Raw genomic sequence first — 13,762 nt, 5'->3', positions numbered from 1 at the left:
CGTGCGGCAAGATTGACGGGATCGCGAATTATATCAAAATACCGGGTCTTACAACCGCTTTAGTCCTTTTCCTACAAATTTTTTATGACTTCTCCAGAAATTTCTGGTAATGCAAAAATTGCAACGCCAGCGGCCGGTCCGGCTTCTCTCCCTCTGAGCGACGCCGTCCAGGAAGCCCTTGCCATCACCAAGCGCGGTGTGGACGAGCTGCTGATCGAGAGCGAATTTGCCCAGAAACTGGCCCGTTCGGAACAGAGCGGCACGCCGCTGCGCATCAAGCTGGGCCTGGACCCGACGGCGCCCGACCTGCACCTGGGCCACACCGTGGTGCTGAACAAGCTGCGCCAGCTGCAGGACCTGGGTCACCAGGTGATCTTCCTGATCGGCGATTTCACGTCGATGATCGGCGACCCGTCGGGCCGCAACGCGACCCGTCCGCCGCTGACCCGCGAGCAGATCGAAGCGAACGCCACGACCTATTTCAAGCAGGCGTCGCTCGTGCTCGACCCGGCGCGCACGGAAATCCGCTACAACTCCGAATGGTGCGACGCCCTGGGCGCGCGCGGCATGATCCAGCTCGCCTCGCGCTACACGGTGGCCCGCATGATGGAGCGCGACGACTTTACCAAGCGCTACAAGAATGGGACTCCCATTTCCGTCCACGAGTTCCTCTATCCGTTAATGCAGGGCTACGATTCGGTCGCTTTGAAAGCGGATCTTGAGCTAGGTGGAACGGACCAGAAATTTAATCTGCTGGTTGGCCGTGAACTGCAGAAAGATTACGGCCAGGAACCGCAGTGCATTCTGACGATGCCGCTGCTGGAAGGCCTGGACGGCGTCGAGAAGATGTCCAAGTCCAAGAACAACTATATCGGCATCACGGAACCGGCGAACACGATGTTCGGCAAGCTGATGAGCATCTCGGACGTGATGATGTGGAAGTACTACGAGCTGCTGTCGTTCCGTTCGATCCAGGACCTGGCCGCTTTGAAAGCGGAGGTCGAAGGCGGCCGCAACCCGCGCGATGCGAAGGTGGCGCTGGCCCAGGAAATCGTCGCCCGCTTCCATTCGCAGCAGGCGGCCGAGGATGCGCTGGCCGACTTCGTCAACCGCTCCAAGGGCGGCATCCCGGACGACGTGCCGGAAGTGGCAGTGACCGGTGCGCCGCTGGGCCTGCCGCAACTGCTGCGCCAGACGGCCTTGTGCGCCTCCAGCTCGGAAGCCATGCGCATGATCGACCAGGGCGGCGTGCGCATCGACGGTACCGTCGTCTCCGACAAGGCCTTGCAGGTCCAGGCCGGTACGTTCGTGCTGCAGGTCGGCAAGCGCAAGTTCGCCCGCGTGACCCTCACGGCATGATCGGCCTGCTGCAACGGGTCAGCGAAGCCAGCGTCACGGTCGACGGCGACGTCACGGGTGCCATCGGCCGCGGCCTGATGGTGCTCGTGTGCGCGGAAAAGGGCGACACGGAGCGGGAAGCCGACGCGCTGCTCGCCAAGCTGCTGACCTACCGCGTCTTCTCGGACGACGCCGGCAAGATGAACCGCAGCGTGACGGACGTGGCGGGCGGCCTGCTGCTCGTGCCGCAGTTCACGCTGGCGGCGGACACCCGCTCCGGCACGCGCCCGTCGTTTTCGCCCGCCGCCCCGCCCGAGGACGGGCGTCGGCTGTTCGACCATGTCGTGCGCCGGGCGCGCGAGCGTCACGGTATCGTCGAAACGGGTCGCTTCGGTGCCGACATGAAGGTGATGCTGATCAATGATGGACCCGTGACGTTCTGGCTGCATATTGATCCACCCCGTATCGCCGCTTGAAAGTGGAAACCGCGCGCCACGGCGAGAGTCAGAGGGTAAGGATGCAGGGAGAGAGAACATGAAGATCTGGAGCGATTCCTTTATCGAGGGCGACATGATCCCGCCCAAATGCGCGTTCGCTGAGATGGATCCCGGCGACCACATCAAGCTGTCGACCAACCGCAGCCCGCACATCGCCTGGGACGACGTGCCGGCCGGGACGCAGTCGCTGGTCCTGCTCGTGCACGACATCGACGTGCCGACGGATGGCACGGACGTGAACAAGGAGGGCCGGACGGTACCCGATACGCTGCCACGTACGGATTTCTACCACTGGTCCCTCGTCGACATTCCCGTGTGTTTGAAATCCTTCGCCGAAGGCAAGTTTTCCGACATGGTCACGCCGGGCGGCAAGAGCGGGCCGCTGGTGCCGTTCACCATCAAGAACGGCACGGAACACCAGTTGCGCCACGGCATCAACGATTACACGGGCTGGTTCGCGAACGATCCCGACATGGCCGGCGAATACTACGGCTACGACGGCCCGTGCCCGCCCTGGAACGACGAACGCGTGCATACCTACGTCTTTACGCTGTATGCCCTCGACATTCCGCGCCTGCCGCTGGCAGGAAGGTTCACCGGCAAGGAAGTGCGCCTGGCCATCACGGGGCATATCCTGGACGAGGCGAAGATCTTCGGCGTGTATTCGCTGAATCCGGACGTGACGGGCAACCTGATCGGCCAGCCTTCCTGATTTTTTTGACAAGCTACGCCTTGAACGATCGCCCCGCGGTGCGGGGCGGCGCACCCGCATGACGACAACGAACGCATCCGCAGCACCTACCGATATCCTCCTCATCCGCCACGGCGAAACGGCCTGGAACGCCGAACGCCGCCTGCAAGGCCACCTGGACATTCCACTGAACGACGAAGGCGAGCGCCAGGCCGCGCTGCTGGCGGGTGCGCTCGCGGGCGAGCCCCTCGACCTCATCATCGCGAGCGACCTGCGCCGGGCCCATCAGACGGCGCAGGCCGTCGCCGACCGCCGCGGACTGACGGTGGCCATCGACCCGGCGCTGCGCGAGCGCGGCTATGGCGGCTTCGAAGGCTTGCTGTACAGCGAGATCGAGGAGCGTTTCCCGCGCGAATTCGCCGCCTGGCAGGCGCGCGATGTCGATGCGCAACTGCCGCCGGGCCGCAACGTGGGCGAAAGTTTTCGGTCGTTCTTCGACCGCGCCACCGGCGCCATCCTCGCGCTGGCGGTGGAGAATCCAGGCAAGACGATCGCCCTCGTTGCCCATGGCGGCGTGCTGGAGTGCGCCTACCGGCTCGCGCGCGGGCTGCCGCTGGAGACGCCGCGCGACTTCAAGGTCTATAACGCCAGCATCAACCGTTTCCGCTTCGACCCGGCCGATCGCAGCCTCGTCCTGGGCAGCTGGGGCGAGGTCGACCACCTGCGTCCGGCCGTGCTCGACGAGCTTCCTTAAAAGGCATGCTGGTGGGATTGGCAAGCCTTTTCTGGCGTGTGCGCAACAATCCCGTAAAAAAATGTGCTGATAAATTGAGCAGCGCTTCGGGTAAAATAGCGAGTTCCCATCGCTTCCCGTGATTTTCTGCCGTGCAAATTGGTCCATATACGCTGCGTAACAATGTCTTCGTCGCCCCGATGGCCGGGGTGACCGACCGTCCGTTCCGCCAGTTGTGCAAGAAGCTGGGAGCAGGCTATGCGGTGTCCGAGATGGCAGCGTCGAATCCGCGCCTGTGGGCCAGCGAGAAATCGTCGCGGCGCACGGATCACGCGGGCGAAATGGAGCCGAAAGCCGTGCAGATCGCCGGCGCCGACCCGCACGACCTGGCTGAATGCGCCAAGTTCAACGTCGAGCGCGGCGCCCAGATCATCGACATCAATATGGGGTGCCCGGTCAAGAAGGTGTGCAACAACTGGTGCGGCTCGGCGCTGCTGCAGCACGAAGACCTCGTGCAGCGCATCCTGGACGCCGTCGTGAACGCCGTCGACGTGCCCGTCACGCTGAAATTCCGCACCGGCTGGGATCGCCAAAACAAGAATGCGCTGACGATCGCGCGCATGGCCGAGGAAGCCGGCATCGCGATGCTGACCCTGCACGGCCGCACCCGCGCCGACGGCTACAAGGGCGACGCCGAGTACGACACCATCGCCGCCGTCAAGGCCGCCGTCAGGATTCCCGTTGTGGCCAACGGCGACATCACGACGCCGGACAAGGCGAAGTTCGTGCTCGACTACACGGGCGCCGATGCGGTAATGATCGGCCGCGCCGCCCAGGGCCGTCCCTGGATCTGTCGCGAAATCGATTACTTCCTGCGCACCGGGGAATACCTGCCGCCGCCGCTGGTCGAAGAAGTGCGCGAACTGATGAACGAGCACCTGCCGGCCCATTACGCCTTCTATGGCGAATACCTGGGCGTGCGCACGGCGCGCAAGCACATCGGCTGGTATGTCGAAGACCTGCCCGGCGGCGAGGAATTCCGCCAGGACATGAACCGTTTGGAATCGACGGCCGAGCAATTGGCTGCCGTCGATGCGTTCTTTAAATCACAACACCGGTATGGCGACCGGTTACAATACCGGCCCGCGCATCCTGACGATGACGCGATTGCCGCCTAAGTAATAGAAGAAAAATAACAAGAACGTCGGAGACAAACGCTGCCAAAAGCAGCATTTAACCAGGATGAAGCTGTAAACCATGAGCAAAGAAAGTATCCAGGAAGTCGTTCAAAAAAGCCTCGAAGACTATTTCAACGACCTGGGCGAGCAGAAACCGTCGAACATCTACGACATGATGCTCCTGACCGTCGAAAAACCGATCCTGCAAGTGGTGATGACGCGGGCGGAGGGTAATCAGTCGCATGCCGCCCAGATGCTGGGTATTAATCGCAATACATTGCGCAAGAAGTTGCAGGAGCACGGGCTGCTGTAAGCGCCGGCGGAGGGGGCCGGGCGTGCAGGCGTGCGTCGGGCCCTCTGTCCGGCGTGCGCGAGCCCGTCCAGATTTTTTTCAACAGGCCACTCCCATGATCAAACAAGCACTCATCTCCGTTTCCGACAAAACCGGCGTCCTCGATTTCGCACGTGCGCTGTCCGCCCTCGGCGTGAACATCCTGTCCACCGGCGGCACCGCCAAACTGCTGCAGGACAATGGCGTGCCGGTCACCGAAGTCGCCGACTACACCGGCTTCCCGGAAATGCTCGATGGCCGCGTCAAGACGCTGCATCCGAAGGTCCACGGCGGCATCCTGGCCCGCCGCGACTTCCCGGAACACGTTGCCAAGCTGGAAGAGCACGGCATTCCGCAGATCGACATGGTGGTGGTCAACCTGTACCCGTTCCAGGCCACCGTCGCCAAGGAGCAATGCTCGCTGGAAGATGCGATCGAGAACATCGACATCGGCGGCCCGACCATGCTGCGCTCGGCGGCCAAGAACCACCGCGACGTCGTCGTCATCGTCGACCCGGCCGACTACGGTCCTGTGCTGGCCGAGATGAAAGGTACCGGCGAAGCGGCCGGCAGCGTCGGTTACGAGACGAAATTCCGCCTGGCGAAGAAAGTGTTCGCGCACACGGCGCAATACGACGCCGCCATTACGAACTACCTGACGAGCCTCGGCCCGGACAAGGACCACACCAACCGCGCCGCTTACCCGCAGACGCTGAACCTGCACTTCGAAAAAGTCCAGGACATGCGCTACGGCGAAAACCCGCACCAGACGGCCGCGTTCTACCGCGACCTGGTGCCGGCCGCTGGCAGCCTGGCCAACTACCGCCAGCTGCAGGGCAAGGAACTGTCGTACAACAATATCGCTGATGCGGACGCGGCCTGGGAGTGCGTCAAGTCGATGAAAGGCTTCGACATGCCGGCCGGCTGCGTGATCATCAAGCACGCGAACCCGTGCGGCGTCGCGATCGGCGCCGACGCGCTGGACGCCTACCAGCGCGCCCTCAAGACGGACCCGACCTCGGCCTTCGGCGGCATCATTGCCTTCAACGTGCCGGTCGACGGCCCGGCGGCGGAAGCCATCGCCAAGCTGTTCGTGGAAGTCGTGATCGCACCGGCATTCACGGCCGAAGCGCTGCAGATCATGTCGGCCAAGCAGAACGTGCGCCTGCTGGAAATCGCGCTCGGCGACGGCCAGAACGTGTATGACGTCAAGCGCGTGGGCGGCGGCCTGCTCGTGCAATCGCCGGACGCGAAGAACGTGGGTCTCGGCGACCTGCGCGTCGTGTCGAAAAAACAGCCGACCCCGCAACAGATGCAGGACCTGATGTTCGCGTGGCGCGTGGCCAAGTACGTGAAATCGAACGCGATCGTGTTCTGCGCCGGCGGCATGACCCTCGGCGTGGGCGCGGGCCAGATGAGCCGCATCGACTCCGCGCGCATCGCGTCGATCAAGGCGCAGAACGCCGGCCTGTCGCTGGTGGGCTCGGCCGTGGCGTCGGATGCGTTCTTCCCGTTCCGTGACGGCCTCGACGTCGTCGTCGACGCGGGCGCGACCTGCGTCATCCACCCGGGCGGCTCGATGCGCGACCAGGAAGTGATCGACGCGGCGGATGAACGCGGCGTGGTCATGCTGTACACTGGCACGCGTCACTTCCGTCACTGATCGGGGGTGAAGGTCGTGGTGACAAAGTCGCCACGACCTGTGTTTTTGCACAGTATTTTTCCCACGAAACACCCGCGCCGGTATAACATTCGATAATGATTATTCTCGGCATCGACCCGGGCCTGCGTACGACAGGGTTCGGCGTCATTGAAAAGCAAGGCAACCGGTTGCGCTACATCGCGTCCGGCACCATCAAGACGGGCTCTGAAGGCGCGCTGCCACCGCGGCTGAAAGTCATCCTGACCGGCGTCAGCGAGATCGTCGCCACCTACCAGCCGGCCTGTGCGGCCATCGAAAAAGTCTTCGTCAACGTCAATCCGCAGTCGACCCTGCTGCTCGGCCAGGCGCGCGGCGCCGCGATCACGGCCCTCGTCGGCGCCGACCTCGATGTGGCGGAATACACGCCCACGCAAGTGAAACAGGCCGTCGTCGGCACCGGCAAGGCCGTCAAGGCGCAGGTGCAGGACATGGTCGCGCGCCTGCTCAAGCTGCCGGGCCTGCCCGGCACGGACGCGGCCGATGCGCTCGGCATTGCCATCTGCCACGCCAACAGCCAGGATGCGCTGGCATTGATCGGCACGCTCGCACCGACCAATCCGAAAAAGCCGACGCTGCACATGAAGCGCGGCCGCCTCGTCTAATTATTGAAAGGTCACCATGATCGGTCGTCTCTCCGGAGTCCTGCTGGAAAAGAACCCGCCGCAAGTGCTCGTCGATTGCCAGGGCGTCGGCTATGAAGTGGACGTGCCGATGAGCACGTTCTACAACCTGCCGCACACGGGCGAAAAGGTTACCCTGTTCACGCACTACGTCGTGCGCGAGGATGCCCACCTGCTGTTCGGCTTCGGGTCGGCGAACGAGCGCGCCGTGTTCCGCCAGCTGATCAAGATCACCGGCGTCGGCGCGCGCACGGCATTGTCCATCCTGTCCGGCATGACTGTGAACGACCTCGCCCAGGCCGTGACGTTGCAGGAAGCGGGGCGCCTGGTCAAGGTGCCGGGAATCGGCAAGAAGACGGCCGAGCGCCTGCTGCTGGAACTGAAGGGCAAACTGGGCGCGGACATCGGCGTCGCGGCCGGCACGCCGCACGACGATGCGCAGGCAGACGTGCTCAATGCGCTGCTGGCTTTGGGGTATTCTGACAAGGAAGCCCTCATCGCCATCAAGAACATGCCGGCCGGGACCAGTGTGTCCGATGGCATCAAGCTGGCGCTGAAGGCGTTGTCCAAGGCGTAATTTGTAGGGTGGGCACCCCGTGCCCACGCGGACATTCAAGATAATGTAATGAGCATCCAGACCGACAATTTCACCGAGCAGCGCATTATCGATGCCGCGCCGGCCTCGCCCAACGAGGAGGCGATCGAGCGCGCGTTGCGCCCCAAGCATCTGGACGAATACGTCGGCCAGGAAAAGATCCGCGACCAGCTCGAAATCTTCATCCACGCGGCCAGGAAGCGCCGCGAAGCGCTCGACCACACGCTGCTGTTCGGCCCGCCGGGCCTGGGCAAGACGACGCTCGCGCACATCATCGCGCGCGAGATGGGCGTGAACCTGCGCCAGACGTCCGGTCCCGTGCTGGAGCGCCCCGGCGACCTGGCCGCGTTGCTCACGAACCTGGAAGCGAACGACGTCCTGTTCATCGACGAGATCCACCGTTTGTCGCCGGTCGTCGAGGAGATCCTGTACCCGGCGCTGGAAGACTACCAGATCGACATCATGATCGGCGAAGGCCCGGCCGCGCGTTCCGTGAAGCTCGACCTGCAGCCGTTCACGCTCGTCGGCGCCACCACGCGCGCCGGCATGCTGACGAATCCGCTGCGCGACCGTTTCGGCATCGTCGCCCGGCTGGAGTTCTACAACGTCGAGGAATTGACGAAGATCGTCGCGCGCAGCGCCGCGCTGCTGGAAGCGCCGATCGACGAGGAGGGCGCGCGCGAAGTCGCCAGGCGCGCCCGCGGCACGCCCCGTATCGCCAACCGCCTGCTGCGCCGCGTGCGCGATTATGCGGAAGTGAAGGGGAATGGCGAGATCACGAAGGAGATGGCCGACCGCGCGCTGCGCATGCTGGATGTCGATACGGTCGGCTTCGACGTGATGGACAGGAAGCTGCTGGAAGCGGTGCTGTTCAAGTTCGCCGGCGGCCCGGTCGGCATCGGCAACCTGGCCGCCGCCATCGGCGAAGCGGCGGACACCATCGAGGACGTGCTGGAACCGTTCCTGATCCAGCAGGGTTATCTGCAGCGCACGCCGCGCGGGCGCATTGCCACGCCGCTGGCCTACCGGCATTTCGGCGTCGCCGCGCCGCGCATCAGCCCGACCGGCGACCTGTGGGACAACCTCCCGCCTGCCTAGTTCATTCAGGACAGCGCCGGCTCCTGCCGCTCGCGCTTGCGCATGGGGCGCTGGCGCCCGTCGGGGATACCGGGGAAGACGAAGCTGATGAACATCAGCACGGACACCGCGAGCAGCAGGCCGCTGGCCCACAACATTTCTTCCTGGTCGCGCGTCCACAACACGGCCAGGCTGGCGGCCATCGGCAGCAGCAACACCACACCACCCAGGACGCGCAGGATGATGGACCGGCGCATGCGCGGCGCCAGCAGGGCGATGTACAGGAAGCTGCCGGAGACGAGGCTCATGCCGAACAGCCCGCCCAGTACGGGCCAGCCGGGCATGCCGCGGGTGCTGACGTCGGACAGCACGAGCGGCAACGCCATCGGAATGCCGATGCCGATCAGGAACGACAGGAGCCGTAAGAAGATCATATGAATGCCGTATATGGTGAGTGCAACACTCGCCAGATTAGCATAGCGGCCCCACCGATGTCGCGCACGGCGCGCAAATTTTGTATTTACGAGAGTCGTTATTCCTGGCGCAACCAGACCTGCGACCGCCCGAACATCGGCACGCCGACATAACCCCGCACTTCGAGCTTCCTGCCGCCTTCGTGGACGCTCAGCTTGCTCTTGTAAACTTTACCGTTCTTCGGGTCGAGGATCTCGCCGCCCGTGTACTCGTCGCCGTTCTTGCGCAGGCCCGAGACGATGGTCATGCCGACGATCGGCTGGTCCTTGCGCGCGCCCTGGCACAGTGCGCATTTCGGATTCTGGTCTTCGTCCGGCGTGCGGAACAGTTTTTCGATCCTGCCCTGCAGTTCGCCCTGGTTGTCCGTAATGCGGATCAGGGCGGACGGCTTGCCGGAGGCGTCGTCGATGGTTTTCCACAGCCCGACCGGCGAGGCGTCCTGGGCCCAGGCGAGTGGGGCGGCGAGGGTGGCGGCGAGAGTGAGGATGGCGAGAGGGCGCATGGGGTCTCCTGTTGGATTTATAAGGGCGTGTCCGGCCAGTGTAGCAAATTGCACGGTCGTTCAGTAAACGCCAGGCTGGCCTCAGGAGCCGTTCTGCTGTGCTTTCAGGCCTGCGATCGTCGACGTGGCTTCGGCCGGCAAGGTCGCGCCGAGGCGGTGCAGGACGAACGGCGTCTTGTCCGGACCCGTGCACGTGAAGGCGGGCGCGGCAGCGTCGTAGCGGCAGGTCATGGCGACGTTTTCCACCGGTGCGCCGTTCGGCAGGGATGGCCGCAGCAGCAGCGTGTCGCCGTCCAGCGTCGCGTGGACCGGAAAGCCGATGATGGGGCGCGCGTTGTCTGCCTCATTGGCCGGCGGTGCGGAACCGGCCATCAGGCCATCGCCGTCGGCCTGCAGGTACATGACGGTTTGCGCCGAGCCCCAGCTGCCGGCAACGTGGGCGGGGAGGGGGCCGGCCGCGTGGGCAGCCAGGTGGCATGCGCCGGCAAGCAGCAGCGGGATCAGGCGTTTCATAGGTTCTCTCGTTGGATGAAGTCCGGACGAGTATAGCGAAGCGCCCCTACTGTATTTACTCACATTGTCACGCGACCTCGGGCAGCAACAGCAGCAGATCCGTCGGCCCGACGTCGACGCCCAGTTGCGAGAACAGGGTCGTCGCCTGGCCCCGGTGATGCGTCTGGTGGTTGAACACGTGCAGCAGGACGTCGCCCAGCCGCTTGGTGCTGGCGATGCCTTTCATGGAGGTCCACGTGAACGCGCCGTCAAGCTGGGCGGGCTGCACCTCGGCGCTGAAGGCGAGGATAACTGCGTCCAGCTTCAGACGCAGCGCGTCCAGCTCGGGCAGCGTCGCGCACAGGCGTTGGTCCAGGGACGCCGGCCGGGGCAGCTCGTCCAGGCACTGCAGCGATGCGAGGCCGGGCACCCCTGCGGCGATGCGCTTGAACCAGATGAGGTCCGCGATCACGAGGTGGTTGAGCGTGCCGAAGATCGACCCGAAGAACGCGCCCCGGTCCTCGTGCAGGCGCTCCGCCGGCAGCGCGGCGGCCGCGCCGTACAGCTTCCGGTTCATCCATTCGTTGTAGGCGGCCAGGTGTGCGAAGTGGGAAGTCGTCATGAATGTGATCCGATAAAAAAAAACGCGCCGGTGTCGAGCCGGCGCGTCGTTCATGGGAGAACGTGCGGCATCAGGCCGGCGGCAGCTTGGCGAACTGCTCGTTCAGCTTGGCCAGGGTGGCGCTGAAGTTGTCCAGGCGCTCGCGTTCCTGCGCGACGACGGCCGCCGGTGCACGGGCGACGAAGCTTTCGCTCGACAGCTTGCCGTTCGCCTTGGCGATCTCGCCTTCGATGCGGGCGATCTCCTTCTTGAGGCGCTCGCGCTCGGCGGCGACGTCGATCTCGACCTTCAGCATCAGCTTGGTCGTGCCGACGATGGCGACGGCGGCCGGCGAATCCGGCAGCGCGTCGACGATCTGCACTTCCGACAGCTTGGCCAGCAGCGCGACGTACGGCGCGAAGCCCTGGGCGGCCGCGCGGTCGGCGTCGTTCGCCGGCTCGACGATCAGCGGCACGCGCACGGACGGCGACAGCTTCATTTCGCCGCGCAGGTTGCGGGTCGCGTCGGTCACCTTCTTGAACTGGTCCATCCACGCTTCCGCATCCGCGTCGATCAGCGACTCGTTGGCGATCGGGTACGGCTGCAGCATGATGGTGTCACCGGTCTTGCCGGCCAGCGGCGCGACGGCCTGCCACAGCGCTTCGGTGACGAACGGGATGATCGGATGCGCGAGGCGCAGCACGACTTCCAGCACGCGCAGCAGGGTGTGGCGGGTGGCGCGCTGCTGCGCTTCCGTGCCTTGCTGGACCTGGACCTTCGCGAGTTCCAGGTACCAGTCGCAGTACTCGTCCCACACGAAGCTGTAGATGCTGTTCGCGATGTTGTCGAAGCGGTAGTCCTCGAAACCCTTCGCCACGTCCAGCTCGACGCGGTTCAGGCGCGAGATGATCCAGCGGTCGGCTTGCGAATAGTCGGCGGCGTCCGGCTTGCCGCAATCCTTACCCTCCGTGTTCATCAGCACGAAGCGGGTGGCGTTCCACAGCTTGTTGCAGAAGTTGCGGTAGCCTTCGCAACGGCCCAGGTCGAAGTTGATGTTGCGGCCGAGGGACGCGTAGCTCGCCATCGTGAAGCGCACGGCGTCCGTGCCGAATGCCGGGATCCCGTCCGGGAATTCCTTGCGCGTCGCCTTGGCGATTTTTTCCGCGGCCTTCGGATTCATCAGGCCCGTCGTGCGCTTGGCGACGAGCGATTCCACGTCGATGCCGTCGATCAGGTCGATCGGGTCGAGCGTGTTGCCCTTCGATTTCGACATCTTCTGGCCCGACGAATCGCGCACGAGGCCGTGCACGTACACGGTCTTGAACGGGACCTTGCCGGTGAAGTGCGCCGTCATCATGACCATGCGCGCGACCCAGAAGAAGATGATGTCGAAGCCGGTGACGAGCACGGAGGAGGGCAGGAACATCTCCATGTCCTTCGTCTGCTCCGGCCAGCCGACCGTCGAGAACGGGACGAGCGCGGACGAGAACCACGTGTCGAGCACGTCGTCGTCGCGCTTCAGTTCACCCGTGATGCCAGCGGCCGCCGCCTTCTGCTGCGCTTCCTCGTCGGTGCGGGCCACGACGACTTCGCCGTTCGGACCGTACCAGGCCGGGATGCGGTGGCCCCACCACAGCTGGCGCGAGATGCACCAGTCCTGGATGTTGTTCAGCCACTGGTTGTACGTGGTCGTCCAGTTCTCCGGGACGAACTTGATTTCGCCGCTCGCGACTTTTTCCAGCGCCACGTCGGTGATCGACTTGCCCGGATTGTGCGTGCCTTCCGGCGCCGCCTTGCTCATCGCGACGAACCACTGGTCCGTCAGCATCGGCTCGATGACGACGCCCGTGCGGTCGCCGCGCGGCACCTGCAGCTTGTGCGGTTTGACTTGTTCCAGCAGGCCTTGCGCTTCCAGGTCGGCGACGATCTTCTTGCGCGCCTCGAAGCGGTCGAGGCCGCGGTAGGCTTCCGGCGCGTCGTCCGTGATCTTCGCGTCGAGCGTCATGATCGACGGCATCGGCAGGTTGTGGCGCTGGCCGACCGCGTAGTCGTTGAAGTCGTGCGCCGGCGTGATCTTCACGCAGCCGGTGCCGAACGCCTTGTCGACATAGCTGTCGGCGATGACCGGGATCTCGCGGCCGACGAGCGGCAGCTTCAGCATCTTGCCATGCAGGTGCGTGTAGCGTTCGTCGGTCGGGTCGACGGCGACGGCGACGTCGCCCAGCATCGTTTCCGGACGCGTCGTCGCGACGGTCAGGTGGCCGCTGCCGTCGGCCAGCGGGTACTGGATGTACCACATCGAACCGTCTTCTTCTTCCGACACCACTTCGAGGTCGGAGACGGCCGTGCCCAGCACCGGGTCCCAGTTGACGAGGCGCTTGCCGCGGTAGATCAGGCCCTGTTCGAACAGGCGCACGAACACTTCGGTGACGGTCTTCGAGCGCGGCTCGTCCATCGTGAAGTATTCGCGGTTCCAGTCGGCCGAGGCGCCCAGGCGGCGCATCTGGCCCGTGATCGTGCTGCCCGATTTTTCCTTCCACTCCCAGACCTTCTCGACGAAGGCTTCGCGGCCCAGGTCGTGGCGCGAGATCTTCTGCGCGTCGAGCTGGCGCTCCACGACGATCTGGGTGGCGATGCCGGCGTGGTCGGTGCCCGGGATCCACGCGGTGTTAAAGCCACGCATGCGGTAGTAGCGGGTCAGGCCATCCATGACGGTCTGGTTGAAGGCGTGCCCCATGTGCAGGGTGCCCGTCACGTTCGGCGGCGGCAGCTGGATGCTGAACGACGGCTTGCCGTCGTCCATCGACGCGGCGAAGTAACCGCGCTGTTCCCATTCCGTGCGCCAGAATTGTTCGATGTCGACTGGCTCGAAAGACTTGGCTAATTCCATGATGTGGCTGTGGTGGCTGTATTGGCTGAGATTCGAAAACG

Annotated in this window: 15 protein-coding genes; 10 read left to right on the top strand and 5 right to left on the bottom strand. The window is 64.4% G+C overall.

Annotated features, from left to right (window positions below):
- Positions 1-84: 84 nt before the first annotated feature.
- The 10 genes from tyrS to ruvB all read left to right on the top strand — a co-directional run bounded on the left by tyrS (position 85) and on the right by ruvB (position 8,783).
- The gene (gene tyrS / locus P0M04_RS04310) at positions 85-1,359 is read left to right on the top strand and encodes a tyrosine--tRNA ligase (RefSeq protein ID WP_259448588.1); all 1,275 of its coding nucleotides are present in this window, start codon (positions 85-87) and stop codon (positions 1,357-1,359) included.
- On the top strand, positions 1,356-1,814 hold the full coding sequence (dtd, locus tag P0M04_RS04305) for a D-aminoacyl-tRNA deacylase (protein ID WP_259448589.1): 459 nt from the start codon (positions 1,356-1,358) through the stop codon (positions 1,812-1,814). The genes tyrS and dtd overlap by 4 nt, the downstream gene beginning before the upstream one ends.
- 58 nt (positions 1,815-1,872) lie before the next feature.
- On the top strand, positions 1,873-2,547 hold the full coding sequence (locus tag P0M04_RS04300; protein ID WP_259448590.1) for a YbhB/YbcL family Raf kinase inhibitor-like protein: 675 nt from the start codon (positions 1,873-1,875) through the stop codon (positions 2,545-2,547).
- Positions 2,548-2,605: 58 nt separating this feature from the next.
- Positions 2,606-3,280 carry a histidine phosphatase family protein gene (locus P0M04_RS04295; RefSeq protein WP_259448591.1) on the top strand — a complete coding sequence of 225 codons (675 nt, stop codon included), beginning with the start codon at positions 2,606-2,608 and terminating at the stop codon, positions 3,278-3,280.
- A gap of 131 nt (positions 3,281-3,411) precedes the next feature.
- Complete coding sequence (dusB, locus tag P0M04_RS04290; RefSeq protein WP_259448592.1) at positions 3,412-4,437, top strand: tRNA dihydrouridine synthase DusB; 1,026 nt, start codon at positions 3,412-3,414, stop codon at positions 4,435-4,437.
- A gap of 79 nt (positions 4,438-4,516) precedes the next feature.
- Positions 4,517-4,750 carry a helix-turn-helix domain-containing protein gene (locus P0M04_RS04285; protein ID WP_056447956.1) on the top strand — a complete coding sequence of 78 codons (234 nt, stop codon included), beginning with the start codon at positions 4,517-4,519 and terminating at the stop codon, positions 4,748-4,750.
- A gap of 94 nt (positions 4,751-4,844) precedes the next feature.
- Positions 4,845-6,431 carry a bifunctional phosphoribosylaminoimidazolecarboxamide formyltransferase/IMP cyclohydrolase gene (gene purH, locus P0M04_RS04280; RefSeq protein WP_259448593.1) on the top strand — a complete coding sequence of 529 codons (1,587 nt, stop codon included), beginning with the start codon at positions 4,845-4,847 and terminating at the stop codon, positions 6,429-6,431.
- A gap of 95 nt (positions 6,432-6,526) precedes the next feature.
- Positions 6,527-7,072 carry a crossover junction endodeoxyribonuclease RuvC gene (gene ruvC, locus P0M04_RS04275; RefSeq protein ID WP_259448594.1) on the top strand — a complete coding sequence of 182 codons (546 nt, stop codon included), beginning with the start codon at positions 6,527-6,529 and terminating at the stop codon, positions 7,070-7,072.
- A 16-nt stretch (positions 7,073-7,088) separates the two neighbouring features.
- Positions 7,089-7,667: a Holliday junction branch migration protein RuvA gene (gene ruvA, locus P0M04_RS04270; protein WP_036235449.1), complete on the top strand. Its 579-nt coding sequence runs from the start codon at positions 7,089-7,091 to the stop codon at positions 7,665-7,667.
- Positions 7,668-7,715: 48 nt separating this feature from the next.
- On the top strand, positions 7,716-8,783 hold the full coding sequence (gene ruvB / locus P0M04_RS04265; RefSeq protein ID WP_259448595.1) for a Holliday junction branch migration DNA helicase RuvB: 1,068 nt from the start codon (positions 7,716-7,718) through the stop codon (positions 8,781-8,783).
- A gap of 5 nt (positions 8,784-8,788) precedes the next feature.
- On the opposite strand, the gene P0M04_RS04260 is transcribed toward ruvB, so the two are convergent.
- The 5 genes from P0M04_RS04260 to P0M04_RS04240 form a co-directional block, all read right to left on the bottom strand.
- Positions 8,789-9,196 carry a hypothetical protein gene (locus tag P0M04_RS04260; RefSeq protein WP_259448596.1) on the bottom strand — a complete coding sequence of 136 codons (408 nt, stop codon included), beginning with the start codon at positions 9,194-9,196 and terminating at the stop codon, positions 8,789-8,791.
- 98 nt (positions 9,197-9,294) lie between these two features.
- Positions 9,295-9,738: a DUF2147 domain-containing protein gene (locus P0M04_RS04255; RefSeq protein WP_259448597.1), complete on the bottom strand. Its 444-nt coding sequence runs from the start codon at positions 9,736-9,738 to the stop codon at positions 9,295-9,297.
- 81 nt (positions 9,739-9,819) lie between these two features.
- Positions 9,820-10,251 (bottom strand): hypothetical protein, encoded by a 432-nt coding sequence (locus tag P0M04_RS04250; RefSeq protein ID WP_259448598.1) that lies wholly within the window; start codon positions 10,249-10,251, stop codon positions 9,820-9,822.
- Between the two features lie 67 nt (positions 10,252-10,318).
- Positions 10,319-10,852: a DinB family protein gene (locus P0M04_RS04245; protein WP_259448599.1), complete on the bottom strand. Its 534-nt coding sequence runs from the start codon at positions 10,850-10,852 to the stop codon at positions 10,319-10,321.
- 70 nt (positions 10,853-10,922) lie between these two features.
- Entirely contained in the window at positions 10,923-13,721 is a 2,799-nt protein-coding gene (locus tag P0M04_RS04240; RefSeq protein ID WP_259448600.1) for a valine--tRNA ligase, read from the bottom strand.
- Between the last annotated feature and the right edge of the window lie 41 nt (positions 13,722-13,762).

Source organism: Telluria mixta (assembly GCF_029223865.1).
GTDB lineage: Bacteria > Pseudomonadota > Gammaproteobacteria > Burkholderiales > Burkholderiaceae_D > Telluria > Telluria mixta.
This window is presented reverse-complemented; position numbering and strand designations above follow the sequence as displayed.